22 protein-coding genes and 1 pseudogene are annotated in these 25,055 nt (G+C 50.3%); 15 read left to right on the forward strand and 8 right to left on the reverse strand.

The window, feature by feature from the left end:
* Window positions 1-376: 376 nt before the first annotated feature.
* Both OH773_RS01085 and cspE read left to right on the forward strand, forming a co-directional pair.
* The gene (locus OH773_RS01085) at window positions 377-1,087 is read left to right on the forward strand and encodes a DUF3053 domain-containing protein (protein ID WP_270142267.1); all 711 of its coding nucleotides are present in this window, start codon (window positions 377-379) and stop codon (window positions 1,085-1,087) included.
* Between the two features lie 275 nt (window positions 1,088-1,362).
* Entirely contained in the window at window positions 1,363-1,575 is a 213-nt protein-coding gene (gene cspE, locus OH773_RS01090; protein ID WP_034499351.1) for a transcription antiterminator/RNA stability regulator CspE, read from the forward strand.
* Window positions 1,576-1,639: 64 nt separating this feature from the next.
* Here cspE and yiiM read toward each other — a convergent pair whose 3' ends face one another.
* Together yiiM and sodA are read right to left on the reverse strand one after the other, a co-directional pair.
* Entirely contained in the window at window positions 1,640-2,314 is a 675-nt protein-coding gene (gene yiiM, locus OH773_RS01095; RefSeq protein ID WP_270142271.1) for a 6-hydroxyaminopurine reductase, read from the reverse strand.
* A gap of 78 nt (window positions 2,315-2,392) precedes the next feature.
* On the reverse strand, window positions 2,393-3,013 hold the full coding sequence (gene sodA, locus OH773_RS01100) for a superoxide dismutase [Mn] (protein WP_034460735.1): 621 nt from the start codon (window positions 3,011-3,013) through the stop codon (window positions 2,393-2,395).
* Between the two features lie 274 nt (window positions 3,014-3,287).
* Here sodA and OH773_RS01105 point away from each other — a divergent pair, with 274 nt between their 5' ends.
* From OH773_RS01105 to OH773_RS01120, 4 genes are all read left to right on the forward strand, one after another.
* Complete coding sequence (locus OH773_RS01105; RefSeq protein WP_270142274.1) at window positions 3,288-4,709, forward strand: L-fucose/L-arabinose isomerase family protein; 1,422 nt, start codon at window positions 3,288-3,290, stop codon at window positions 4,707-4,709.
* A 209-nt stretch (window positions 4,710-4,918) separates the two neighbouring features.
* Window positions 4,919-5,953: an L-rhamnose/proton symporter RhaT gene (rhaT, locus tag OH773_RS01110; RefSeq protein ID WP_270142277.1), complete on the forward strand. Its 1,035-nt coding sequence runs from the start codon at window positions 4,919-4,921 to the stop codon at window positions 5,951-5,953.
* A gap of 267 nt (window positions 5,954-6,220) precedes the next feature.
* Window positions 6,221-7,072: a hypothetical protein gene (locus tag OH773_RS01115; RefSeq protein ID WP_270142279.1), complete on the forward strand. Its 852-nt coding sequence runs from the start codon at window positions 6,221-6,223 to the stop codon at window positions 7,070-7,072.
* A gap of 2 nt (window positions 7,073-7,074) precedes the next feature.
* Complete coding sequence (locus OH773_RS01120) at window positions 7,075-7,560, forward strand: DUF1240 domain-containing protein (protein WP_270142281.1); 486 nt, start codon at window positions 7,075-7,077, stop codon at window positions 7,558-7,560.
* Window positions 7,561-7,601: 41 nt separating this feature from the next.
* On the opposite strand, the gene rhaR is transcribed toward OH773_RS01120, so the two are convergent.
* Together rhaR and rhaS are read right to left on the reverse strand one after the other, a co-directional pair.
* Window positions 7,602-8,450 carry an HTH-type transcriptional activator RhaR gene (gene rhaR, locus OH773_RS01125; protein WP_270142283.1) on the reverse strand — a complete coding sequence of 283 codons (849 nt, stop codon included), beginning with the start codon at window positions 8,448-8,450 and terminating at the stop codon, window positions 7,602-7,604.
* 77 nt (window positions 8,451-8,527) lie between these two features.
* The gene (gene rhaS / locus OH773_RS01130; RefSeq protein WP_183272254.1) at window positions 8,528-9,364 is read right to left on the reverse strand and encodes an HTH-type transcriptional activator RhaS; all 837 of its coding nucleotides are present in this window, start codon (window positions 9,362-9,364) and stop codon (window positions 8,528-8,530) included.
* Between the two features lie 301 nt (window positions 9,365-9,665).
* On the opposite strand from rhaS, the gene rhaB reads away from it, so the two are divergent.
* The 5 genes from rhaB (at window position 9,666) to rhaM (ending at window position 14,883) form a co-directional block, all read left to right on the forward strand.
* Window positions 9,666-11,138, forward strand: coding sequence for a rhamnulokinase (rhaB, locus tag OH773_RS01135; protein WP_270142286.1), 1,473 nt, complete (start codon window positions 9,666-9,668; stop codon window positions 11,136-11,138).
* Window positions 11,135-12,394 carry an L-rhamnose isomerase gene (locus OH773_RS01140; protein ID WP_183272256.1) on the forward strand — a complete coding sequence of 420 codons (1,260 nt, stop codon included), beginning with the start codon at window positions 11,135-11,137 and terminating at the stop codon, window positions 12,392-12,394. Before rhaB ends, OH773_RS01140 begins: the two co-directional genes overlap by 4 nt.
* Before the next feature lie 136 nt (window positions 12,395-12,530).
* Window positions 12,531-13,355 (forward strand): rhamnulose-1-phosphate aldolase, encoded by an 825-nt coding sequence (gene rhaD, locus OH773_RS01145; protein ID WP_270142290.1) that lies wholly within the window; start codon window positions 12,531-12,533, stop codon window positions 13,353-13,355.
* A 68-nt stretch (window positions 13,356-13,423) separates the two neighbouring features.
* Window positions 13,424-14,572: a lactaldehyde reductase gene (gene fucO, locus OH773_RS01150; RefSeq protein WP_270142292.1), complete on the forward strand. Its 1,149-nt coding sequence runs from the start codon at window positions 13,424-13,426 to the stop codon at window positions 14,570-14,572.
* On the forward strand, window positions 14,569-14,883 hold the full coding sequence (gene rhaM / locus OH773_RS01155) for an L-rhamnose mutarotase (RefSeq protein WP_270142294.1): 315 nt from the start codon (window positions 14,569-14,571) through the stop codon (window positions 14,881-14,883). The genes fucO and rhaM overlap by 4 nt, the downstream gene beginning before the upstream one ends.
* Before the next feature lie 79 nt (window positions 14,884-14,962).
* On the opposite strand, the gene OH773_RS01160 is transcribed toward rhaM, so the two are convergent.
* On the reverse strand, window positions 14,963-15,928 hold the full coding sequence (locus OH773_RS01160) for a chemotaxis protein (RefSeq protein WP_270142296.1): 966 nt from the start codon (window positions 15,926-15,928) through the stop codon (window positions 14,963-14,965).
* Window positions 15,929-16,098: 170 nt separating this feature from the next.
* On the opposite strand from OH773_RS01160, the gene OH773_RS01165 reads away from it, so the two are divergent.
* The 3 genes from OH773_RS01165 to OH773_RS01175 all read left to right on the forward strand — a co-directional run bounded on the left by OH773_RS01165 (window position 16,099) and on the right by OH773_RS01175 (window position 19,815).
* Window positions 16,099-17,145: a LacI family DNA-binding transcriptional regulator gene (locus OH773_RS01165; protein WP_270142298.1), complete on the forward strand. Its 1,047-nt coding sequence runs from the start codon at window positions 16,099-16,101 to the stop codon at window positions 17,143-17,145.
* Between the two features lie 161 nt (window positions 17,146-17,306).
* Window positions 17,307-18,377 carry an SIS domain-containing protein gene (locus OH773_RS01170; RefSeq protein ID WP_270142300.1) on the forward strand — a complete coding sequence of 357 codons (1,071 nt, stop codon included), beginning with the start codon at window positions 17,307-17,309 and terminating at the stop codon, window positions 18,375-18,377.
* 76 nt (window positions 18,378-18,453) lie between these two features.
* Complete coding sequence (locus tag OH773_RS01175) at window positions 18,454-19,815, forward strand: PTS transporter subunit EIIC (protein WP_270142302.1); 1,362 nt, start codon at window positions 18,454-18,456, stop codon at window positions 19,813-19,815.
* A gap of 49 nt (window positions 19,816-19,864) precedes the next feature.
* Here the strand turns inward: OH773_RS01175 and OH773_RS01180 are convergent, their stop codons facing one another.
* From OH773_RS01180 to fdhD, 3 genes and pseudogenes are all read right to left on the reverse strand, one after another.
* Complete coding sequence (locus tag OH773_RS01180; RefSeq protein WP_270142304.1) at window positions 19,865-20,446, reverse strand: maltose acetyltransferase domain-containing protein; 582 nt, start codon at window positions 20,444-20,446, stop codon at window positions 19,865-19,867.
* 204 nt (window positions 20,447-20,650) lie between these two features.
* Window positions 20,651-20,887 (reverse strand): annotated as a pseudogene (asr, locus tag OH773_RS01185) (acid resistance repetitive basic protein Asr); the annotation flags it as partial.
* Window positions 20,888-21,006: 119 nt separating this feature from the next.
* Complete coding sequence (gene fdhD, locus OH773_RS01190) at window positions 21,007-21,831, reverse strand: formate dehydrogenase accessory sulfurtransferase FdhD (protein WP_270142309.1); 825 nt, start codon at window positions 21,829-21,831, stop codon at window positions 21,007-21,009.
* 173 nt (window positions 21,832-22,004) lie between these two features.
* Here fdhD and fdnG point away from each other — a divergent pair, with 173 nt between their 5' ends.
* Window positions 22,005-25,055, forward strand: a complete 3,051-nt coding sequence (gene fdnG, locus OH773_RS01195; RefSeq protein WP_270142311.1) for a formate dehydrogenase-N subunit alpha — start codon at window positions 22,005-22,007, stop codon at window positions 25,053-25,055.

A 25,055-nucleotide genomic window follows, 5' to 3' on the forward strand; every position in this document is an offset into this window, starting at 1 on the left:
GCAATCAGTTGGCAGGTGTTTGTGTGCGATTATCGTACTGATTCAATAAACATCAACCCGCTCGTAAAAATAAACTGTTTAGTATTAATGGCTTAATATTTATTCAGCGCAGAGAAGGTGTCATCGGAATTGTGATGGGTTTAACAATTAAGCAACATTCGCTTTCGGCGAGTACGTAGCGACTGCCAACGACAGCGTGCCCCATCCTTGTCGTTACGGCAGCAAATTCGCGCCAAAACCGATGTTGAATCGTATAAATTTGCCTTAAGAGATTAGAAGCAAAGGGTATCTTGCGAACTCAGGTTGGACTATCCTTAGCAGCATTATTGGGTATGCATTTTCGCTTTGGCACTGAATGATGAAAGGAGTAGAAAAGATGGCGACAGGTAAGTCCTGGTCACGCTGGTTTGCGCCGCTTGCGGCAATTTTAATGGTGGTGAGCTTGAGTGGTTGCTTTGATAAAGAAGGCGATCAACGTAAGGCGTTTATCGATTTCTTACAAAATACGGTGATGCGCAGCGGTGAACGTTTACCGACGCTGACGACCGATCAGAAGAAGCAATTTGGCCCGCTCATTTCTGATTACGCGATTCTGTACGGTTTCTCCCAACAGATGAATCAGGTCATGGACGATGGCATGAAGCCCGTCGCTGATAGCGTGAACAGCATTCGTGTGCCACAAGATTATATGACCCAGAGCGGGCCACTGCGCCAGGCTAATGGTTCACTTAACGTATTGGGTCAGCAAGTGCAGAATGCCAAAATGCAGGCAGACAGCGCTCGCTCTACCCTGAAGCAAGCTGACGAGCTGAAAACCGTTTACGATAAGGTTTATCAAAAAGTGGTTACTGCTCCAGCAGACGCTATGGCTCCGCTGATCCCAGCCGCACAAACTTTCACGGCTCAACTGGTGCAAGTGGGTGATTTCATCCAGCAGCAGGGGACTCAGGTTGGATTTACCGCGGGGGGGATTCAATTCCCAACGTCACAGCAGGCAAGCCAGTATAACTCACTGATTGCTCCGCTGGCTTCACAGCACCAGGCGTTTATGCAGGCCTATTCAACTGCACAAAGCGCTATGCAGTAATGGTGATTTTCCCCGTCGTCAGGCGGGGAAACCCAGAGGCGGCCTGAGCTCCAGCCCTGTGGATGGCTAAAATAAACCTTGTCATTCATACCGTAAATATGAGTTAATGCACTCATCGGTTTGAAGCACAGACCTTTAAGCAGTTTAGTAACGCAGTCCTCAAAGAGTTATCATAGATACCCTTCGACGTGATCTACCTTCCTTTATCGCTTTAAAAAATCTGTAAAACATTCCAATTGCGCCGGAAGGCAAACTTAATCTAAAAGGTAATATCTATGTCTAACAAAATGACTGGTCTCGTAAAATGGTTCAACTCTGACAAAGGCTTCGGCTTCATCACTCCTGACGATGGCTCAAAAGACGTGTTCGTACACTTCTCTGCTATCCAGAACGATGGCTACAAGTCTCTGGACGAAGGCCAGAAAGTGTCTTTCACCATCGAAAGTGGTGCTAAAGGCCCAGCTGCTGGTAACGTAACTAGCCTGTAAGGTTAGCGTTAACAAAGCTAAAAATTTAAAAACCCGCCTCGGCGGGTTTTTTCGTATCTGGGGTTTATGATCCCATTAAGCGTCGGGAGTTATCTTCAACTTTCCCCGAAATCCGGCGCTTCTGCATGGTGCGCGTCCAGCTCACTGACAGCCCAGCCGCGCTAAGCAAGCGATGATATTGCTCGTCGTCAAATGGCATATGCCAGGCGATGGCAATCGCTTCTGCCACCGAAACATCGCTTACGCGAGAAACCAGCTCCAGCGGTAAATCCGTCGAAACATTTCCTGCCAACACCACCCGATAAAGCCAGCCGATACGCCCGGACTTCTGCATCAGGGAGGCCATATCACGGATACCAAAATGATAGTTGAGCTTGAAACACGGTGAGCGCGGTTGCGTGACCTGAATCAGCGCGTCGCCCCAGCGAAAAATATCACCAATGTAGACATCGTGTTCAGTCAGCCCCTGCGTTGAGATATTTTCGCCAAAAGCTGGGGCGGTAAACTGCTCGGCCTGTTCAGGGAATTCGCGTGCCCAGTGGAGGTAGTGCTCACGAGGATAGTGGCACAACGCACGATCCGGCCCGCCGTGAATGATTTTTTCGGCCTGCTGATCGCCTTCCAGGCCCCGCTCAGTGAGTTTGAGCTCACCGTCGACCTGGTATTTGGCGATAGCGCTTGGCCTGCTGCCAGCATATTCACGAACTTTGCCAATATAAACGTTGAGTGGATAGTACATCTGCTCCTCCCTGTGGCCTGACTACAGATATAAAAAAAGCGAGCCATCAGGCTCGCCTCTCAGCAGTTGCAATGCAACTTATTTTTTAGCGGCAAAACGCGCTGCTGCTTCGTCCCAGTTCACCACATCCCAGAATGCTTTGATGTAGTCAGGGCGACGGTTTTGGAATTTCAGGTAGTAAGCGTGTTCCCACACATCCAGACCCACGATTGGGAAACCGGATACGCCAGAAACGGCTTCGCCCATCAGCGGGCTGTCCTGGTTTGCGGTAGAAACCACAGCCAGTTTGTCGCCTTTCAGAACCAGCCACGCCCAGCCAGAGCCGAAACGTGTTGCTGCTGCTTTCTCAAATTCTGCTTTGAAATTATCAACGCTACCGAAGTCACGTTCGATGGCTGCTTTCAGGTCACCTTGCAGAGTGGTGCCGGTTTTCAGGCCTTTCCAGAAGAAGCTGTGGTTAGCGTGGCCGCCCGCGTTGTTACGCAGAACGGTTTTCTTGTCAGCTGGCAGTTGATCAAGTTTAGCGATCAGCTCTTCAACTGGCAGGCTTGCGAACTCTGGCAGAGATTCCAGCGCTGCATTCGCGTTATTCACGTACGCCTGGTGGTGTTTGCTGTGATGGATTTCCATCGTTTGCTTGTCGAAGTGTGGTTCCAGGGCGTCGTAAGCGTAAGGCAGGGATGGCAGTGTATAACTCATGTTCATCATCTCCATTTATCATTGGACGGCGCATAAGCTGTTAACGCCGCGTAATCAGTTGGTTCATTATAGTTAATTAAATGATATTGAAAATGATTATCAATGCCGTAGTTTTTATAAGGTTATAACTTTTTGTGATGATGGCGAAAATGTGAACACTGTCAGGTGGATAAATCGTTTTTTGCCACCCGCGACAGGATTTGGCATTGCCACAAAGGTCGTCTGATGCCTTTCAGGCGATAGTCGATGCTTCTATTTTGCCTGGAGCATCAACATGTCGCTTAATGTCGCCCTTTTCGGTATTGGACTCGATACCTACTGGCCGCAATTTTCAGGTCTTGAACAACGCCTCACCGGTTATCTACAACACATCGATCAACGCCTTGCACAGCTTAATGTTTCGGTGATGAATGGCGGCCTGATCGACAGCGTTGCCAAAGCCGATACCTTCGCCACACACCTCCAGCAGCAGCCCGTGGATGCCATCGTGCTGTACATCAGCACCTATGCCCTGAGTTCTACCGTGTTGCCGCTGGTGCAGAAGATTAATAAGCCAGTGATTATTTTGGCGCTCCAGCCAGAAATGGGCCTGCCGTATGCAAAAATCCGCGATATGACCGACCGTGGTGAACGCACCGGCGAGTGGCTGGCACATTGCCAGGCGTGCAGCGCCCCGGAGCTGGCCAACGTGTTTAATCGTGCGGGGATCCGCTACCAATTGATCGTCGGTGCATTAGAAGGTGATGACTATGTCTGGCAGCAAACAGCGCAATGGTTACAAGCACTTGAGATGCAAAAAGGGCTGTCAGCCTGCCAGGTCGGTGTATTGGGCCACTATTACGACGGGATGGTCGACGTTTACAGCAACATGACCAACCTGAGTGCAAAACTTGGCGTGCGCTTTAAGCCGCTGGAGATGTGTGAACTGGCGGAATATCGCGAACAGGTCACGGCTGATGCTCAAGGCCGAAAATGGCAGGAAGTGGAAGCATCACTGCAAATCGATGCCACCTGTGAAAAATCAGAACTGCAACGAGCGGTGCAAACCGCCTGCGCCATGGACCAACTGATTGAAAACAATCATCTCGGCGCGCTGGCTTATTACTATGAAGGGCGCAACGGCAACGCTTACGAAAACATTATCACCTCGATTATTCTCGGCAACACGCTGCTCACCCAGCGCGGAATTCCGGTCGCCGGGGAGTATGAAATCAAAAACGTGCTGGCAATGAAAATACAGCAGTTGCTTGGCGCAGGTGGTTCGTTCTCTGAGCCATACGGTATTGAGTTTGCCGATGACGTGGTGCTCTGGGGGCACGATGGCCCGGCACATCCGCTGATGGCGCAAGGCAATGTGCGCCTTGTGCCGCTGCCGGTTTATCACGGCAAACCAGGCAAAGGCGTGTCCATTCAGATGACGGTCAAACCCGGCCCGGTGACATTCCTTTCCATCGTTGAAGATGCGCAAAACGGCGTGTGTTTGCAGTATGCCCACGGGGAAGCCGTTCCTGGCGACGTTCTGGATATCGGCAACACTAACAGCCGCTACCGCTTCCCGTTATCTGCGCGCGAGTTCACTACGCTCTGGAGCCTTGGTGGGCCTGCACACCATTGTGCAATTGGCCTCGGACATCAGGGGGATATTCTGGAAAAACTGGCCTGGTTGCTGGGCGTGAAAACAGCAAAAATCTGTTAATTCTTTTAGCGTTACCTCCACTCGGTTATCGGGTGGAGGGGAAATGAAGAACTGTGACTCCCGTCAATCGCACCCCCTGAATTTTGCCATTTTTACCCCTGCTGCGGCAGCACATAGAAGGTTCACTCGTTGCTCACTCTTTAGACTCGATGATTCGGGGTAGTGAGCTGTCACCCCTACGTTTTTTAGTTAAAACAGAGGGATAAATAATGGATAACGCGATAACGATGGGGATAATCTGGCATCTGGTCGGCGCTGCCAGCGCTGCCTGCTTTTACGCCCCTTTTAAGAAAGTACAGCGCTGGTCATGGGAAACGATGTGGGCAGTGGGCGGTTTTGTCTCCTGGATAATATTGCCCTGGCTGGTCAGTTACCTTCTTTTACCTGATTTCTGGGCTTACTACGGTTCGTTTAATGCATCTACCCTGCTGCCGGTGTTCCTCTTCGGCGCGATGTGGGGGATTGGCAATATCAACTACGGCCTGACGATGCGTTACCTGGGCATGTCGATGGGCATTGGTATTGCGATTGGTATTACGCTTATCGTCGGCACCTTAATGACGCCAATTATTGCCGGAAAATTTGATGTGCTGATTGGCACGCCAGGTGGGCGCATGACGCTGCTGGGCGTACTGGTTGCGCTGGTCGGTGTGGCGATTGTTACCCGAGCGGGGCAGCTCAAAGAGCGCCAAATGGGCATTAAAGCCGAAGAATTTAACCTGAAAAAAGGGCTGATTCTGGCGGTAATGTGCGGCATCTTCTCGGCGGGTATGTCTTTTGCGATGGACGCCGCAAAACCAATGCATGAAGCCGCTGCCGCGTTGGGCGTTGACCCGCTGTACGTGGCACTGCCAAGTTATGTGATCATCATGGGCGGCGGGGCGGTGATTAACCTGGGTTATTGCTTCATTCGTCTGGCAAAAATGCAAAACCTGTCTATAAAAGCCGACTTCTCGCTGGCAAAACCTCTGATCATCAGCAACGTGCTGTTTGCAGCACTGGCCGGTTTGATGTGGTATCTGCAATTCTTCTTCTACGCCTGGGGTCACGCCAGAATTCCGGCGCAGTACGACTATATGAGCTGGATGCTGCACATGAGTTTCTACGTGCTGTGTGGCGGGTTGGTTGGCTTGATTATGAAAGAGTGGAAATCAGCAGGAACGCGCCCGGTAGGTGTGTTGAGCGTGGGATGCGTGGTGATTATCATTGCCGCGAATATCGTTGGATTAGGTATGGCGAACTGATCTCCTGACTGCCCCTGTTTCCACCTTTTCCTTATACATCAGTCCCCGGCATTTTTGTCGGGGATTTTTTTTATCTTTCCCCTGCGTGTTGATCCATCTCTATATTCAAGGAAACCACTCTTTATAAATTGACACCAATAAATAGAAAGACATTATTAATATGTATATTTATCGCCGGATATATCATTAACAAAAATGTTGCCTCACTTTATTAATTGGAACAAAATTCCAACAATTAAATCGGAACCATTAATAAGGGAATATATAATGCAAAAAATGCTAATGGGTTTACAGAATGAGCCTTTATTTCCAACCTACCCCAGCATGAATCCCACACTACGCGATATGGCAATGATGAACGGCTCATTTATTACTGAAAGCTGTTACGTCATGCTACTGACACCAGGTGAAGCACAAAGAATTGCCAGCGAACTCGTCGGCAAGATAGACTTCCTGTTCAGTTACAGAGCGGGGCTTGGAAACATTAAAGATGCTTTCGATGGTTCTCGCACCATTGGGAGTTTAGGCGCGTATTATAATGAATTAAACAAGCTTGTTTTTAACTTCAGAGCGCTGGGTATTCGGGCTATTAAATATCAATACAGAGGTAAGTATTATATAAAAATAACGGGCTATGCTTCCATGCGCCGCATTCTTAATGGTACGCGCTATGCTTTAGACAACCCACAGATACTAGAAATGGCGATTGGTACCCGCGGGCTTATGGAGTCATTTGTAAAAGGCACCAAATTCTGTATTTGCTGTTCATTAGCATGGCGAGTCGTGGAGCTGATATTTAAATCTGATTACGATCTTATTGACTTCCTGGTTGATATTACGATGGATGCAGCGAAAACCATTGTGTCTGGGGTGGCGATTGCGGTTGTGGGTGGGATGCTCACTTTACTTACAATTCCTATTATTGTAACAACGTTTATTGTTGTTGTAATAGGTGTCGCTCTAAATATTAAACTAAATAAATTAGATGATGAATTTAGGCTATCTACTAGTCTTAAAGACAATCTACGCATTGCATTAGAACAAGAGCGGCAAATGAGAGAGTGGAATCAACAACACGCACCATTATTCTTCAATTTGTTTTCTAATGCGAGATATTAAAAATGACCAGAGAATATCTCTTGCAATGGATAAAGATTAAAGGGGCCAGCCTTATTTTAATAGGTGTTTCTTTTTGTATGCTTGATTTTATTATCTATTCAGTCCCGATGAGCGACTTACGTTCCTTGTTATCAAACTCTAACATTATTATTTACCATGCTAAGGCTGTCGCTTGTATCGGTGCAATACCACTTTTCATTTATGTAATCTTCACCGGTTTTCGAGTGTTTTTTTCAAAAGGAACCACGATACCTACTAATAGAACGAAGATTGGTAAGATTTGGGGAGCATTTGGTGTGATTACAGCATCATTAGGCTTCATCATCGCCTTTCTGATCCCCATTGGATTAGCCTTCTCAACATACAGCAATTGCCAGCAGGAAAAGCTGGAATATTATTATGTTACCGATCTGGAACTATGTAAGACCATTGTTCCCAATCGTTGGGTTATACAAGACAATAATCATCATGTTTCACGTCCAATGTGAGCTGCCGCGATGCAACTCGAATTATTTTGGGAACAGGTGGGTTACGTCTCTACCGCATATCTCTGACGCCACATTCGTGGCGTCATTCCTGTCTCTTTGGTGAACACCACCGAAAAGTAGTTACTGTCCTCAAACCCGCAGCGGGTGGCGATATTCCCAACCAACAGCTCGCTATTGCGCAGTAAATCCTGTGCCTGGCAAATCCTTAACTGGCGCAAATAATGGCTGATACTCATCCCTGTTTGCTGGCGGAAAACCTGGCGTAAATGGCGTTCTGCCACTTGATGCAGTTGGCAAAACTGCGCCAGCTCAAAGGGAGTTTCGAGACTTTGTCCCAATGCCGCCATTAGCAGATCCAATGTTTCATTGCTGTCCAGTCCGGCGGCGTCCTGGGTTTGATAACGGTGGCGGCGCAACGTAATGCAAAGTTGTAGAAACAGGCTTTCGGTCAAACACAACGAGAGCGCATCGGGTTTCACGCTTTCGTGCTCCAGTTGCACGATTAACTGACGTGCTTGCGCCATGCCTTGACTGGAAAGCCGCCAGCGCGGATCTTTTCCCGCATCCCTCGCGCTATGCAGTAAATCATCCCAGTCGACATTGATTTTTAGCCGCTCAGGGCAGTAGATGATGTTGTGCAAGACTAAACCGTTCACCGACTCGTAGCTGTGGCGGTCTTCAGCGCGAATATAAAACAGATCGCCGCAGGTAATGCGATAAGGGCGGTCGTTCAGCACATGCAGCCCATTGCCGCGCCACACCAGAACCAGCTCGCAGAAATCGTGGGTATGTTCGGCAAAAACATTTTGCGGATAGCGGTCTGCCACCGCCACGGGTTGCGCGGCGGAGACAAAGAAGTCTGCTTTTTTGAGGACTAAATGATTCGTCACCGCTTATCCATCCTAAAATTTAGCCAACTAAAGATTATCGGCTTATTGGGTAAATAAAACGGTGATTGTGTTCGCGATTACTGAAGTTCCGTGTCCCGTCCCTGGCGAATCTCACGCGGGGACCAGGAAAACTCGCGTTTAAAAAGCGTCGAAAAATGGTTGCTGTCGCCAAAGCCGCATTGAAACGCGATATTTGTGACGCTTTCCTCGCCGTGGCGTAACAAATAGCGGGCCTTCATCAAACGTAAACGATTGAGATAACGCTGTGGCGTCATACCGGTTTGTTGTTTTAGCTGGCGATGCAGGGTGCGCAGGGAAAGTGTGAATTGCGAAGCCAGTTGCTCCCAACAAATCTCTTCGGCGAAATGCTCTTCCAGCCAGGCCATCAACTGGTTTAATCGGCCTTCCGCGTTCGTCGCGCCTTCCATCATGCTGCCTTTGCGCAGCAAAACCAGCAACTGCATAAACAGGATTTCACGGTTAGCCACGGCGTGGGTATCCGCTGCTTCGCCAACCTGTTCAAACTGCTCGATCAATCCACGCACTTGTTGTAGCACCGGCTGGTTCACGCGCCAGTGCGACGGGTAATTGCCGTCTTGTTCTTGCGGCAGCAACTTATCCAGCCCGGACAAAAAGCAGAAGGCATCGGGTGCGCGATACAGAATATTGGTCAGACAGAGGTTTTCGGTGTGTTCGTATAAATGACGGTCGTGGTCACGCACAAAACAGACCGAGCCGCCGCTTAGCGTGTAGGGCTGGCCGTTAAAAACGTGCGTTCCGGTGCCGTGTTCAACAATAACGATTTCATAAAAATCGTGGTGGTGTTCCGGGAATGCCCCCTGGGGTAAACGTGGCTCGATTGCCACGGATGAATGACCTGATGGGAAAAAATCAAAACCATGCAATACCGCCATCATTACCCCCGGAACATTTTAATTGTCGATTGATAGTAAGTAACGAAGCTCCCTGGCACCTTAAAATTTCGACACGAAATCAGTTAAAAATTGCACGTTTTTTAAGAAAGGGTGGGAATTATCAGGAAATGCGGCAAGCGTCACAGGCCGGTTTTTGGGGGTGTAAATATCAATTTGTGACATAACTCACGTTCATCTTTGCCATTTTGCCAGCGGCTGATGGGGGCTGTCAGTGTCAAGAAGGTGGACGAGGGCGTTAGTTTTTAGAGTGGAGCCAATTAATTTAGCAAGGACCCCAAAAATGACTCTACGCCACAGTGTTGCGGTAGACCTCGGTGCATCAAGTGGCCGTGTCATGCTGGCGCGCTTTGAACGTGACTCCCGCAGCATCTGCCTGCGTGAGATTCATCGTTTCACCAACGACTTAAAACAGGCTGAGGGTTTCACCGTCTGGGACGTTGATGCGCTGGAGCATGAAATCCGCACTGGCCTGCAAAAAGCCTGCGACGAAGGTATCAAAATCGACAGCATCGGTATCGATACCTGGGGTGTGGATTATGTGCTGATTGACCGTGAAGGCAAGTGCGTTGGGCTGCCCGTGGCTTATCGTGATAACCGTACCGATGGCGTGATGGATCTCGCTTTCAATCAGCTTGGCCGTGAAGATATTTACCGCCGCACCGGCATTCAGTTTCTGCCGTTCAATACGCTTTATCAGCTCCGTGCACTGGTCGAACAGCAGCCAGAGCTGCTTGATAAAGCCGAGCACGCGCTGTTAATTCCCGACTATTTTTGCTACCGCCTGACGGGCGTTATGAACTGGGAATACACCAACGCCACCACTACGCAACTGGTCAATATCAACAGCGATAGCTGGGATGAAACGCTGCTCGACTGGGCAGGCGTTCCACATAAATGGTTTGGTAAACCAACACACCCTGGTCGCGTTATCGGCCAGTGGATTTGCCGCGAAGGCAACAAAATCCCGGTGGTGAGCGTTGCGACTCACGACACGGCCAGCGCAGTCATCGGTGCGCCGCTCAAAGATAAAGATGCCGCGTATCTCTCGTCCGGCACTTGGTCGTTGATGGGCTTTGAGAGCAAAACGCCTTACGCCAACAGCATGGCATTAGCCGCCAACATCACCAACGAAGGTGGTGCGGAAGGGCGCTACCGTGTCCTGAAAAATATTATGGGACTGTGGTTGTTGCAGCGTGTCACCAAAGAGCTGGGCATTACCGATCTTGCGGATCTTATCGATCGCACTAAACAGACGGCAGCTTGCAAGTTTGTCATCAATCCAAATGACGATCGTTTTATTAATCCGGAAAGCATGAGTCGTGAAATTCAGGCGGCATGTCGGGAAAGCAACCAGCCGGTTCCGTTCACTGACAACGAACTCGCACGCTGTATTTTCGACAGCCTGGCACTGCTGTATGCCAAAACTTTGGAAGAACTGGCCGCCGTTCGTGGCCGCCCGTTTAGCTGCCTGCACATTGTGGGTGGCGGCAGCCAGAACGAATTACTCAACCAGCTTTGCGCCGATGCCTGCGGTATTCCAGTGCTTGCCGGGCCGATTGAAGCCTCAACGCTTGGCAATATCGGCTGCCAGCTCATGGCGCTCGACGAAATTACTGATGTCGACGACTTCCGAAAAATTGTCGCCGCCAGCTATCAACTGAAATCTTTTAACCCCGAAACCGACAGCGAAATTGCCCGTTATATCGCGCAGTTGCCGCTGAATATTCAAACACGAAAGGAGTTTTGCGCATGACCACATCTCTTGAAACAGCCTGGGAACTGGCAAAACAGCGCTTTGCTGCTGTCGGTGTTGACGTTGAAGCCGCACTTCTTCAGCTCGACCGCCTGCCGGTTTCGATGCACTGCTGGCAGGGCGATGACGTCGCGGGCTTTGAAAACCCAGAAGGCGCGCTGAGCGGTGGGATTCAGGCTACGGGGAATTACCCAGGCAAAGCGCGTAATGCCGATGAGCTACGCTCTGACCTGGAACGCGCATTAAGCCTGATTCCGGGCCCAAAACGCCTGAATCTGCACGCCATTTATCTGGAATCTGAGCAGCCGGTTTCGCGCGACAAGATCGAACCTAAGCATTTTAAAAACTGGGTGGAGTGGGCGAAAGCGAACAAATTAGGACTGGATTTCAACCCATCCTGCTTCTCTCACCCGTTAAGCGCCGACGGCTTTACGCTGTCCCACGCTAACGATGAAATTCGCCAGTTCTGGATTGACCACGTTAAAGCGAGCCGCAAAATTTCTGCGTACTTTGGCGAGCAGTTGGGCACGCCGTCAGTGATGAACATCTGGGTCCCGGATGGCATGAAAGACATCACCATTGACCGTTTGGCACCACGTCAACGCCTGGTGGCTGCGCTGGATGAAGCGATGAGCGAAAAACTCAACCCGGCACACCATATCGACGCGGTAGAAAGCAAACTGTTCGGCATTGGTGCGGAAAGCTACACCGTCGGCTCCAACGAATTCTATTTCGGTTACGCGACCAGCCGCCAGACTGCGCTGTGTCTGGATGCCGGGCACTTCCACCCGACCGAAGTTATCTCCGACAAAATTTCCAGCGCCATGCTGTATGTGCCGCGCCTGCTGCTGCACGTGAGCCGTCCAGTGCGTTGGGATAGCGACCACGTCGTGCTGCTGGATGACGAAACGCAAGCGATCGCCAGCGAAATTATCCGCCACGACCTGTTCGACCGCGTTCATATCGGTCTGGATTTCTTCGATGCCTCGATCAACCGCATCGCTGCGTGGGTAATCGGCACTCGCAACATGAAGAAAGCACTGCTGCGCGCGTTGCTGGAACCGACCGAAACCCTGCGCCAACTGGAACTTGAAGGCGATTACACCGCACGCCTGGCCTTGCTGGAAGAACAAAAATCACTGCCGTGGGCAGCAGTCTGGGAAATGTATTGCCAGCGCAACGACACGCCGGTTGATGCCCAGTGGCTGAAGACCGTGCGCGGTTACGAGAAAGACGTGTTGAGCCAGCGCGGTTAAGTTCGCCCGGGCCCTCACCCCAGCCCTCTCCCACAGGAGAGGGAGAAACAGAACAATCCCAACACCGAACTATCCCCTCTCCCTTAGGGAGAGGGCCAGGGTGAGGGGAAGAAAAAACACAAAGGAACATAAGACTATGCAGAACATCCTTAACGCCTGGTTTGTAGAAGGCATGATCAAAGCCACTAGCGATGCCTGGCTGAAAGGTTGGGACGAGCGCAACGGCGGCAACATCACGATGCGCCTGGATGAATCAGACATCGCCCCTTTCCAGGCTGAATTCCACGCCGCACCGCGCTACATCGCTCTGAGCCAGCCAATGCCTGAGCTGGCGAATACGCCGTTTATCGTTACCGGTTCCGGTAAATTCTTCCGCAACGTGCAACTTGCTCCGGCGGAAAACATTGGCGTGGTCAAAGTGGACAACCACGGTACGGGCTATCACATTTTGTGGGGGCTGGAGAACGAAGCGGTGCCAACGTCTGAACTGGCAGCACACTTCCAGTCGCACAGCGTGCGCATCAAAACTACCGGCGGTAAAGACCGTGTGATCATGCACTGCCACGCCACCAACCTGATTGCCCTGACTTACGTGCTGGAAAACCGCACCGACGTCATCACCCGCAAACTGTGGGAAGGCAGCACCGAATGTCTGGTGGTATTCCCGGATGGTGTCGGCATTCTGCCGTGGATGGTGCCAGGGACTGATGAAATTGGTAACGCGACCGCTGACGAAATGGCAAAACATTCGCTGGTGCTGTGGCCATTCCACGGTGTATTCGGCAGCGGCCCAACGCTTGATGAAGCATTTGGTCTTATCGATACCGCAGAGAAGTCCGCTGAAGTGTTGGTAAAAGTGATTTCGATGGGCGGCATGAAACAAACCATCAGCCGTGACGAGCTCATCGCTCTCGGCAAACGTTTTGGCGTGACCCCATTGGCCAGTGCATTAGAGCTTTAACTCTTTACCCCCCTCTCCCTTTGGGAGAGGGTCGGGGTGAGGGGAAACGATCATTATGGAGAATAGCTATGAGCTTTATGTTGGCGTTACCCAAAATCAGTCTGCACGGTGCGGGCGCAATCGGCGATATGGTGAAATTGATTGCCACAAAACCCTGGGGCAAAGCGTTAATTATTACCGACGGGCAGCTCGTGAAAATGGGTCTGCTCGACAGCCTGTTTAGCGCGCTCGACGAGCATCAGCTTTCTTACGAACTGTTCGATGAAGTGTTCCCGAACCCGACTGAAGAACTGGTGCAAAAAGGTTTTGCCGCGTATCAGGCCGCAACATGCGATTACCTGATTGCCTTTGGCGGCGGCAGCCCGATTGATACCGCTAAAGCAGTGAAAATCCTGACCGCCAACCCAGGGCCATCAACGGCTTATTCGGGCGTGGGTAAAGTCACCCATCCAGGCGTTCCGCTGGTGGCGATTAACACCACTGCGGGAACGGCTGCGGAGATGACCAGTAACGCGGTGATCATCGATTCTGTGCGCCATGTGAAAGAAGTGATTATCGATACAAACCTGATTCCTGATATCGCCGTAGATGACGCCAGCGTCATGCTGGATATCCCGGCAAGCGTTACTGCCGCCACGGGTATGGACGCGCTGACTCACGCCATCGAAGCATACGTTTCTGTCGCGGCGCACCCGCTGACCGATGCTAACGCGCTCGAGTCTATCCGCCTGATTAGCCAGTGGTTGCCGAAAGCGGTCGACAATGGGCATAACCTCGAAGCGCGTGAAATGATGGCTTACGGGCAATATCTGGCGGGCATGGCGTTCAACAGCGCCGGACTTGGCCTGGTGCATGCGCTGGCTCACCAACCGGGCGCGACACACAATCTTCCGCACGGCGTGTGCAACGCGATTTTGCTGCCGGTGATTGAAGCGTTTAACCGTCCAAAAGCCGTTTCGCGTTTTGCGAAAGTCGCCGCAGCGATGGGTGTGGATACGCTGTCGATGAGCGAGGAAGAAGCCAGTTTTGAGGCGATTCTCGCCATTCGTGCGCTGTCCGCTCGCGTTGGTATTCCATCCGGTTTCAGCCAGCTTGGGATTAAAACCGCTGATATTGAAGGCTGGCTGGACAACGCACTTGCTGACCCATGCGCACCGTGCAACCCACGCGCGGCAACGCGTGAGGAAGTGCGCGAGCTGTACCTGGAGGCACTGTGATTAGAAAAGCCTTTGTGATGCAGGTCAATCCTGATGCGCATGAAGAGTACCAACGTCGACACACGCCAATTTGGCCAGAGCTGGAAGCGGTGTTGAAACAGCATGGTGCGCATCATTACGTCATTTATCTTGATGCGCCGCGCAACCTGCTTTTTGCCACGGTAGAGATTGAGTCCGAAGCCCGCTGGAACGCCGTTGCCCAAACGGAAGTTTGCCAGCGCTGGTGGAAGCATATGAGCGAAATCATGCCGAGTAACCCGGACAACAGCCCGGTGAGTGCAGAATTAAAAGAAGTGTTTTATTTAGAGTAATGCCCGGTTTGCAGGGTGGATTCGCGTGCGCGGCATCCACCCTGTCAGCGAGCTTTAATGGTTCGGATTAACCGAAAGATTAAAGCTCCGCCCCTTCCAGCGCTTTATTAATCACCTGCGAAAGCTCCTTTACGTCGAACTTCGCGACATAGCCATTCGCGCCCACTTTGCGCACGTGATCTTCGTTGGCGCTACCTGAAAGCGACGAGTGGATCACCACCGGGATCTGTTTGAGCGTGATATCCGTTTTTATGTTTCGCGTCAGGGTAAAACCGTCCATTTCCGGCATTTCGATGTCGGTTAACACCATGCCAATGCGGTCGGTGATGGGCTGTCCAGCGGCTTTGGCTTCTGCGGCGATAACCTTGATTTTCTCCCAGGCTTCAAGGCCCGTGGAATGCATCATCGTTGGAATGCCCATCCCTTTCAGACCCTGTTCGAGCATCATGCGGGCGACTTTTGAATCTTCGGCAACAATGGCGACTGCGCCCGGTTTCAGAGGGTTGGTGCTTCCTTCAATGGCCGCGACATCAACATTGCGTCCGGAGGGAATGATGTCATAAAGAATTTGCTCAACATCGAGTACCAGCGCCAGTTCACCTTTGTATTCGTCACTATCCAGTGACGCAATACTGGTGATATTACGGCTGCTGACGTCTGATTCGGCGGCGTGAACCTGGCTCCAGTCGAGGCGGATGATATTTTCTACTGACTCTACCGCAAATGCCTGCGTGCTACGGGCGTATTCGGTTATCAGTAACAGGTTTAGCCCCGTTTCTGGTGTGCAACCGGTGACGGCTGGCAAATCGATTACCGGGATAATCTGATCACGAATATTGGCCATGCCTAACAGCGGTGACACCATTCCGGCCGCACGATTGATTTTCTGCATCGGCACAATTTCACGCAGCTTGAAGACGTTGATGCCGTACAGCTCTGATTTATCAGAGTGCTGACCTTTCCCTAAGCGGAACAACAATAACTCAAATTTGTTGGATAACGCCAGGTTAGCCCTTTCATCAATATCTTTTTGAAAACTATCCATTTTAACCTCGAATGATTACTCGCCGTTGCGTCGCCCTGGCGTCTGGTTAAGTTATCGGCAGATTGGGGAAAAAGTGGAGTCAGCCAGGTGAATGGTGAAGGAAAAATCCTCCTTTGCTTCATACGATGGCTTGCCCTACTATTAACGCCGTGTCGAAAAGGGACAGAAAAATGAAAAAGTCGCTAACAATCAAGGATATTGCTGAACTGGCCAATGTATCTATTGCCACGGTTTCCAGAGTGTTGAATAACAACAGTTGGGTGTCGGATAAAACCCGCGCTCGTGTCGAGAAAGTTATTCAGGAACAGCAATTTAGTCCAAATTTGTTAGCGCGCGGCATGATTTCCAAAAAGACGCAGACGCTGGCCATTGTGGTATCTGATATTAGTAACCCTTACTTTGTGATGCTGGTTGCTCAAATCGAAAATGAAAGTTTGCGCGCGGGTTATAAAGTCACGCTCTATGATACGCAGTCCGCTAATAAATCCTCTTCACAGGGTGAAATCATCCCTGAAGAGAACATTTTTAATTCGATTACCGATAGCCAGATCGATGGCGTTATTATTCTTGGCGGTAATATTGACTATAACAATGTTCCCAACTCGTACTTGCAAGAGTTAAAAAAACTCAGCTCAGCAATCCCGGTTATTGTTGTAGGAAGGCAACTGGCTGATGTTGATTATTCTTGCGTAGAGCGCGATCAATCAGGTTGTGTCACACTTGCGACTAATCACCTGATAAGTAAAGGATATAAAAATATCGGTTTTATTGGTGGTTCAAAAAGCGTTTATATTACCCATCAGCGTGTTGATGCTTTCCGTAATGCATTAAATAATGCCAACCTACAGGCTGATGATAATAATATTGTGCTGAATAACTTCTATCTGCAACATGGTTATGAAGCGATAGAAAAATTGTTGGCACAAAGCGAAAAATTGCCCGAAGCGATTGTAGCAATTAATGATCATGTGGCAAAAGGCGCTATCAGAGCATTAAAAGATCGGCAGATTTCTGTGCCTGAAGATATTGCTATTGTGAGCTGCGAATATTTCCCCGGCAGTGAATATTTCATCCCACGAATTACTACCGTGAACCATCACAACGAATTGATCGGCAAAACCGTCATGCAGATTTTAATGACACTGCTGAGAGATGAAGCAAAGTCTACTGTGCCTGAAAAAATCCAGGTGAGCTTCATGCCAGGAGAATCCTGCTAATTCATCTTTGCTTTTTGCTGACTTCAAACAGTGTAAAAACACCCGCGCACGATATTTTTTGATCCCCACCACATTTGCTGAAAAGTGGATTGACAACCCCACTCTGGCTCCTCTAGCCTAAAACCTGAAAACGTTTTCAGGTTTTGATTTCAGGAGGGCCAATGAAGCCGACAATGATGACATACATTCACGAAGAGCAAGCCACACTATCGGGCATGCTTGATCGTTATCCGCATGATCTACCAGAGATTAAAAGGAAGTGGTCATGGTTGGTTTTAGCCACTGGCTCCAGTATCAACGCCATCAAAAGCGCGAAGTACTACGTTGAAAATCTGGCAAATGTGCGTGTCACTGTGGAAGAACCGTTCCATTTTCAGCACTACGAAAAAATGGATGCTTCAACCGATTTAGTGATGGGCGTTTCGCAAAGTGGCGAAAGCACATCGACCATCAACGCGATAAAACATATCCGTAAAAGTTTTCCGATTTCGACCTACGGATTAACCAGTAAACTCACCAGTGAACTGGCAAATACCGTTGACCACGCCATTGATATTGAAATTGGTGAAGAACGCGTGGGTTACGTCACCAAAGGTTACGTGGCGACCATTTTCAAATTCATGCTGTTGGGCGTTTATACCGCTCGCTGCAACGGTCTGATTAGCGAAGCTCAGGAAGCCGAAGAGTTAGCGAAACTGGCCGTCGCCGTAAAATCTATTCCAGAGATTATTGATACGACTGAAGTTTTCTTTGAAAAATGGAAAGATGAATTAACGGCATCCCCACGATTCACTGCGATTGGTTACGGCCCGAGCGTCGGTGTGATTAAAGAGATGGAGACAAAATTTGCGGAAACTATTCGCGTGCCATCTCAGGGCGTTGAGCTGGAAGCGTTTATGCACGGCCCTTATTTTGAAGTGAACGGTAACCACCGTATATTCTTCCTCGACACACCGGGTGAAGCACGCGAGCGTTTATTGCTGCTTAAAGCCTATGAGCAAAAATATACCGATTATATTTACACTGTGAAATTAGGTGAAAGCGACGACGCCAGAACCTTAGCCATTAATGCCAATGTCGACATTTTCATTGCGCCATTATTAATGGTGATTCCGTTCCAGATTCTGGCGCATCATATTGCTGAAGCAAAAGGTAATAATTTGCCACAGCGTATTTTTACCGATTTTGGTGTTTCCGTTAAAAGCAAAACAAGACCTGGCGATTACGCGTAATTAAACCTGCACCCTACAACGTTGCCTGATATCGCTATCGGGCAATAAAAATAAGCGCTGTTATTAAGGAATCACTATGGCTACTTTCAGTCATCTTGCCCAACAGATTATTCACCACGTTGGCGAATCCGAAAACATTGAACATATTACTCATTGCGCAACACGTTTACGTTTTACTCTGAAAGATAAGAATAAAGTGAATCAGGAAGCCTTATATCATCTTCCTGAAGTGGTGAAATTAGTCGACAACCCAGGCCAATTCCAGATTGTTATTGGGCCGAAGGTCGAGCAAGTTTTTAATGCGATTAAAGATATTCTTGGTGATAGGCCCGCCGCCAGCGAATCCGTGGCAGTGCAAGGCTCATGGGCAAGTCGTTTACTGGCCACACTCTCCGCTATTTTCACGCCATACATCGGCGTGTTGGCGGGTGTCGGCGTGGTCAAAGGCATTGTGGTTTTGCTGCAAACCATGAACCTGGTGGATACCCATTCCTATATTTTCACCGTGTTTAATGCTCTTTCGAGTGGCGTGTTTGTGATGCTGCCACTATTTATTGCGGTCACGGCAGCGGAGCGCTTTAAAACCAATAAATTTACCGCGCTGGCGCTAACCGCGGCGATGATATTTCCATTAACCGATGCCAGTGTGCCAGGCGCGTTCCATATTATGGGTCTGGCGCTGAATGTGAAAATCTACGGTGGCGCGGTGATCCCGGCAGTATTTGCCGTGCTGTTCCTGAGCCATGTGGAGCGCTGGCTGAAAAAGGTCATCCCGGAACTTGCCGCATTTGTCTTCGTACCATGCCTATCGCTGATTATTTGTGGATTCGTGGTCTTTACCTTTATTGGCCCAATTGCAGATTACGTTGGGGTCGGCATTGCTAACGGTTACGCATGGCTCTACAACCTAAGCCCGGTGATTTCTGGTGCATTACTGGCAGGTATCGGCCAACTGTTTGTGGTCTTCGGCGTGCACTGGGGCATTATCCCGCTTGCGCTTATCAACATTCAGGTCAACGGTTACGACACCATAATGGCGATGTTTATGTCAGCAGTGATGGGGCAATTTGGCGCGGCATTTGGCGCTATCTTTATTGCCCGCAACCTCAAAGATAAGCAAATTGCGATTTCTGCCTCAATTTCCGCCTTCTTTGGTATCACCGAACCGGCACTTTATGGCGTGAACCTGAAATATAGAATGTTGTTTGTCTTTGGCTGTATCGGTGCGGCATTAGGCGGGGGTATTACCGGTTTGCTGGGTGTTAAAACCTACAGCTTCCTGCCAGTGTTGAATGTCTTCGAATTAGGTTTGTTCAGCGGCCCAGATTCGAAAATGATTTATGAAGTGTTTGCGATAGTCGTCGCATTTACCGTCCCTGCGGTGCTGACCATTATTTATGGTAAGACTCGCAAACTGGTGGCATCCCCGGCGTCTTGATGCTTTCAGGTGCCCTCTCGAATCGGAGAGGGCATCAAACCAGGCAGTATCAACGAGAAAACGCCAGCTTGTCTTCAGCATTAATTTCACGCAGCACCCGGCATGGCACCCCTGCGGCAACCACGTTTGCGGGAATAGATTTCGTCACCACGCTGCCCGCGCCAATCACGCTATTACGGCCAATCGTCACGCCAGGGTTGATGATGACACCCGTTCCTAACCAGACGTTATCTTCAATCGTCACCGGTAAAGAAAACTGCTGTCCGGTATTACGGATTTCTGGATCAATAGGGTGCCCGGCGGTGGAAATCGTCACATTTGGCGCCACCATCACGTTATCGCCAATGGTTACGGTGGCATCGTCCACCACCACGAAATTAAAGTTGCCGTAAAAGTTATTGCCGATATGAGTGTGGCTGCCGTAAGCCACGCGAATAGGGGGTTCAATCCAGCAATTTTCGCCCACGCTGCCGAATAATTGCTTGAGCAATTCTGCGCGCTCCGTTTCCTGCGCTGGGCGCGTCAGGTTGTAGTCGTAGACCAACTCTTTTCCAGCACGGCGTTCTTCTGGTAATCCTTCGCAGTGGTCTGTGTACAATTCACCGACTTCCATTCTTCTTCTTACCGACATCTTTCTGTTCCTTAATTTGCCTGGCCTGCCGTAGTTTGTGACAACTGTAAGAGCAATGCTATCCAACATCAGATGAGTCAAAGAATCAAAAAAATTATGGGGCCTGGAAGATCTATTTCATTGCGGTGATGAGCAGGTTTAGCCATAAAAAAACACCCGGCAAGCCGGGTGTTATTAGAAGAGAAGGATTTTATTGCCAACTTATGCAGCAGGTTTAACCGCTGGTTTGGCTGCAGGCGCTGCAGTGGTTGTCGCTTTTTTGTGGTGCTTTTTAGCAGCCTGCGCTTTCTGCGCTACAGGTGCTGCTTTATGGTGTTTTTTGTGGTGTACAGTGGTGGTGCTGTGTTTTGCCGGAGCAGGTGCTGCGGTGGTTTCAGCAGCGAAAGCAGCAGAAGACAGACCCATTACAGCAACAGCAATCAGAGTTAATACTTTTTTCATTTTGATAGTCTCGTATTTGTTTATGTATGGGTTGTTGGCCCGTTGAAATAACTTTATTCCAACAAACAAATACCTTCAGTGAGTGATTGGTGTCGGTAAGTAACGGAATGTACAACTCGTTAACACAGCCGCTGCGGATGGGTATAAACCGTCGCACGACCGGGTTTGCTAAAGCCAATTAACGTCAGATTGCAGCGCTGTGCGACTTCTACTGCAAGCGTGGTGGCGGCAGACACGGCAAACAAAATTTCGACGCCGCATTGGGCCGATTTTTGCACCATTTCATAGCTGGCGCGGCTGGAGACGAGCACCGCACCGTTATTCCAACCTTCACGGCAACGAACGCCGAGCAGTTTATCAAGCGCCACATGGCGGCCAATATCTTCTTTGCCATCCAGAATCGTGCCGTTTTCATTCAGCCAAAGTGCGGCGTGCGTACAACCGGTGAGTTGTCCGACGGGTTGGTATTCGCGCATCTGGATTAAGGCTGCATCAAGTTTGTTCAAATCGAAGGTCTGGGTGAACGGAAGGGGGGGTATCGGACGGCCAATATCATTGAGTTGCTCAACGCCACAGACGCCGCAACCGGTGCGTCCTGCAAGAGATCGGCGGCGTTCTTTCAGCCCCATAAAGCGGCGGCTGGAAAGCTCAATTTGCACTTCCAGTCCATTGCATACCGAAATGACATCCATCCCATAAATATCAGCAGGAGAATCTATAATTCCTTCTGATAAGGAAAAACCCAGTGCAAATGACTCCAGATCTTTGGGCGAAGCCATCATAACGACATGCGAAATACCGTTGTAAACCAGAGCTACAGGGACTTCTTCAGCCAGCCAGTCACCTTTTGGCTGGTGTAAATCGTGGCGTTGCCACAGATCTATCGTCCGCGCACCAGTGATGGCGTTCACAATTTTGTCCTGATTTGGGTTGGATTTGTTCACTTTGTCTTAACCTGATTGGAACAGCCTTAATCCTAATGTGGTATTCTTGCAACACTAACTCTTTAGGATTAAGGGTTATTGCCAGTTTGGGTTTGATTGTGAACCTTTGCGGCTTAGACCGCAAAAAAATACACCTATAAGTCATGTGAACATGTCGAGAAAAAGGAGCATCCATGCAGGTCAGCAGAAGACAGTTCTTTAAGATCTGTGCTGGCGGTATGGCAGGGACTACAGCAGCGGCACTGGGTTTTGCCCCGGGCGTTGCGCTTGCGGAAACACGGCAATATAAATTACTGCGTACCCGTGAAACCCGTAATACCTGCACATACTGTTCTGTCGGTTGTGGGCTGTTAATGTACAGCCTCGGTGACGGAGCGAAAAATGCCAAAGCATCTATCTTCCATATTGAAGGTGACCCGGACCACCCGGTAAACCGCGGTGCGCTTTGCCCGAAAGGTGCAGGCCTGGTGGATTTCATCCACAGCGAAAGCCGTCTTAAATTCCCGTCTTACCGTGCGCCAGGCTCGGATAAGTGGGAGCAAATCAGTTGGGAAACGGCATTTGACCGTATCGCTAAACTGATGAAAGAAGACCGCGACGCCAACTTTATTGCGCAGAACGATCAGGGAACCACGGTCAACCGCTGGCTCTCCACTGGCATGTTGTGCGCGTCAGCCTCCAGTAACGAAACCGGTTATTTAACCCAGAAATTTTCCCGCGCCCTCGGCATGTTAGCCGTGGATAACCAGGCGCGTGTCTGACACGGACCAACGGTAGCAAGTCTTGCTCCAACATTTGGTCGCGGTGCGATGACCAACCACTGGGTTGATATCAAGAACGCCGATCTCGTGATTGTGATGGGTGGCAACGCCGCAGAAGCGCATCCGGTCGGATTCCGCTGGGCGATGGAAGCCAAAATTCACAATGGCGCGAAGCTCATTGTTATCGATCCGCGCTTTACGCGTACCGCTTCGGTGGCGGATTTCTACACCCCAATTCGTTCAGGTTCTGACATTGCCTTCTTGTCAGGCGTGCTGCTGTACCTGATCAACAACAATAAATTCAACCGCGAATACGTTGAGGCCTACACCAACGCCAATTTGATTGTGCGTGAGGATTACAGCTTCGACGACGGCCTGTTCTCCGGCTATGACGCGGCAAACCGTAAATACGACAAAACGAGCTGGAACTATGAGCTGGATGAGAAAGGCTTCGCGAAACGCGACCTTACACTCAGCCATCCGCGTTGCGTGTGGAATCTGCTTAAAGAGCACGTTTCCCGCTACACGCCAGACGTGGTGTCCAATATTTGCGGCACGCCTAAAGATGACTTCATCAAGGTGTGTGAATACATCGCAGAAACCAGCGTCAAAAACAAAACTGCATCGTTCCTGTATGCGCTGGGCTGGACGCAACACTCCGTGGGCGCGCAAAACATTCGCACCATGGCGATGATTCAGTTGCTGCTCGGCAATATGGGGATGGCTGGCGGCGGCGTTAACGCCCTGCGTGGACACTCCAATATTCAAGGTCTGACCGACCTTGGCCTGCTGTCACAAAGCCTGCCTGGCTACATGACGCTGCCGAATGAAAAACAGCCCGACCTCCAGACCTATCTTGCCGCCAACACGCCAAAACCGTTGCTGGAAGGGCAGGTCAACTACTGGGGTAACTACCCGAAATTCTTCGTTTCGATGATGAAAGCTTTCTTTGGCGACAAAGCCACAGCGGAAAACAGCTGGGGTTATGACTGGTTGCCGAAGTGGGACAAAGGCTACGACGTCCTGCAATATTTCGAGATGATGAACCAGGGCAAGGTGAACGGTTATCTCTGCCAGGGCTTTAACCCTGTTGCCTCGTTCCCTAACAAAAACAAAGTCATTGCGTCACTGTCGAAGCTGAAATTCCTCGTGACCATCGACCCGCTGAACACGGAAACCTCGAACTTCTGGCAAAACCACGGCGAGATGAACGATGTTGACCCGTCGAAAATCCAGACCGAAGTGTTCCGCTTACCATCAACCTGCTTTGCGGAAGAAAACGGTTCGATCGTTAACTCCGGCCGTTGGTTGCAGTGGCACTGGAAAGGTGCGGACGCCCCAGGAGAAGCGCTGAACGACGGCGAAATTCTCGCGGGTATCTTTAGCCGCTTGCGTCACATGTACCAGACCGAAGGCGGTGCGCTGCCTGAGCAAGTGCTGAACATGAGCTGGAACTACCAGACGCCAGATAACCCAGCGCCAGAAGAAGTGGCGATGGAAAGCAACGGTAAAGCGCTGGCGGATGTCACCGACCCGGCAACCGGTGCAGTGCTGGTGAAAAAAGGTCAGCAGTTAAGCTCGTTTGCCCAACTGCGCGATGACGGCACCACCTCGAGTGGTTGCTGGATATTCGCCGGTAGCTGGACGCCTGACGGCAACCAGATGGCGCGACGTGATAACGCCGACCCGTCAGGGTTAGGCAACACACTAGGCTGGGCCTGGGCGTGGCCGCTCAACCGTCGCATTCTGTATAACCGTGCTTCTGCCGATCCAGCGGGTAAACCGTGGGATGAAAAACGCCGCCTGATTTCCTGGGATGGCGCGAAGTGGAGCGGGGCGGATATTCCTGACTACAGCGCAGCGGCACCGGGCACCGACGTTGGGCCATTTATCATGCAGCCAGAAGGTTTAGGGCGTCTGTTCGCTATCGACAAGATGGCAGAAGGGCCGTTCCCGGAACATTACGAGCCGTTTGAAACGCCACTCGGTACTAACCCACTGCACCCGAACGTGGTCTCTAACCCAGCCGCGCGCGTGTTCAAAGGCGACCTGGAAGCGATGGGCAAGCACGACAAGTTCCCGTATGTCGGCACCACTTATCGACTGACCGAGCACTTCCACTACTGGACCAAACACGCGGTATTGAATGCCATCGCGCAGCCTGAGCAGTTTATCGAGATTGGCGAGAAGCTCGCGAATTCTCTCGGTATTGCCCACGGTGACACGGTGAAAGTCTCCTCCAACCGTGGCTTTATCAAGGCCAAAGCGGTGGTGACTAAACGCATTCGCCAACTGGATGTTAACGGCCAGAAAGTGGACACCATCGGTATTCCGATTCACTGGGGTTACGAAGGCGTGGCGAAGAAAGGTTTTATCGCCAACACCCTGACGCCATATGTCGGTGATGCCAACACGCAAACGCCTGAATTTAAGGCGTTCCTGGTCAATGTGGAAAAGGTGTAA

It is taken from the genome of Buttiauxella sp. WJP83, from assembly GCF_027594725.1.
GTDB classification, from domain to species: domain Bacteria; phylum Pseudomonadota; class Gammaproteobacteria; order Enterobacterales; family Enterobacteriaceae; genus Buttiauxella; species Buttiauxella selenatireducens.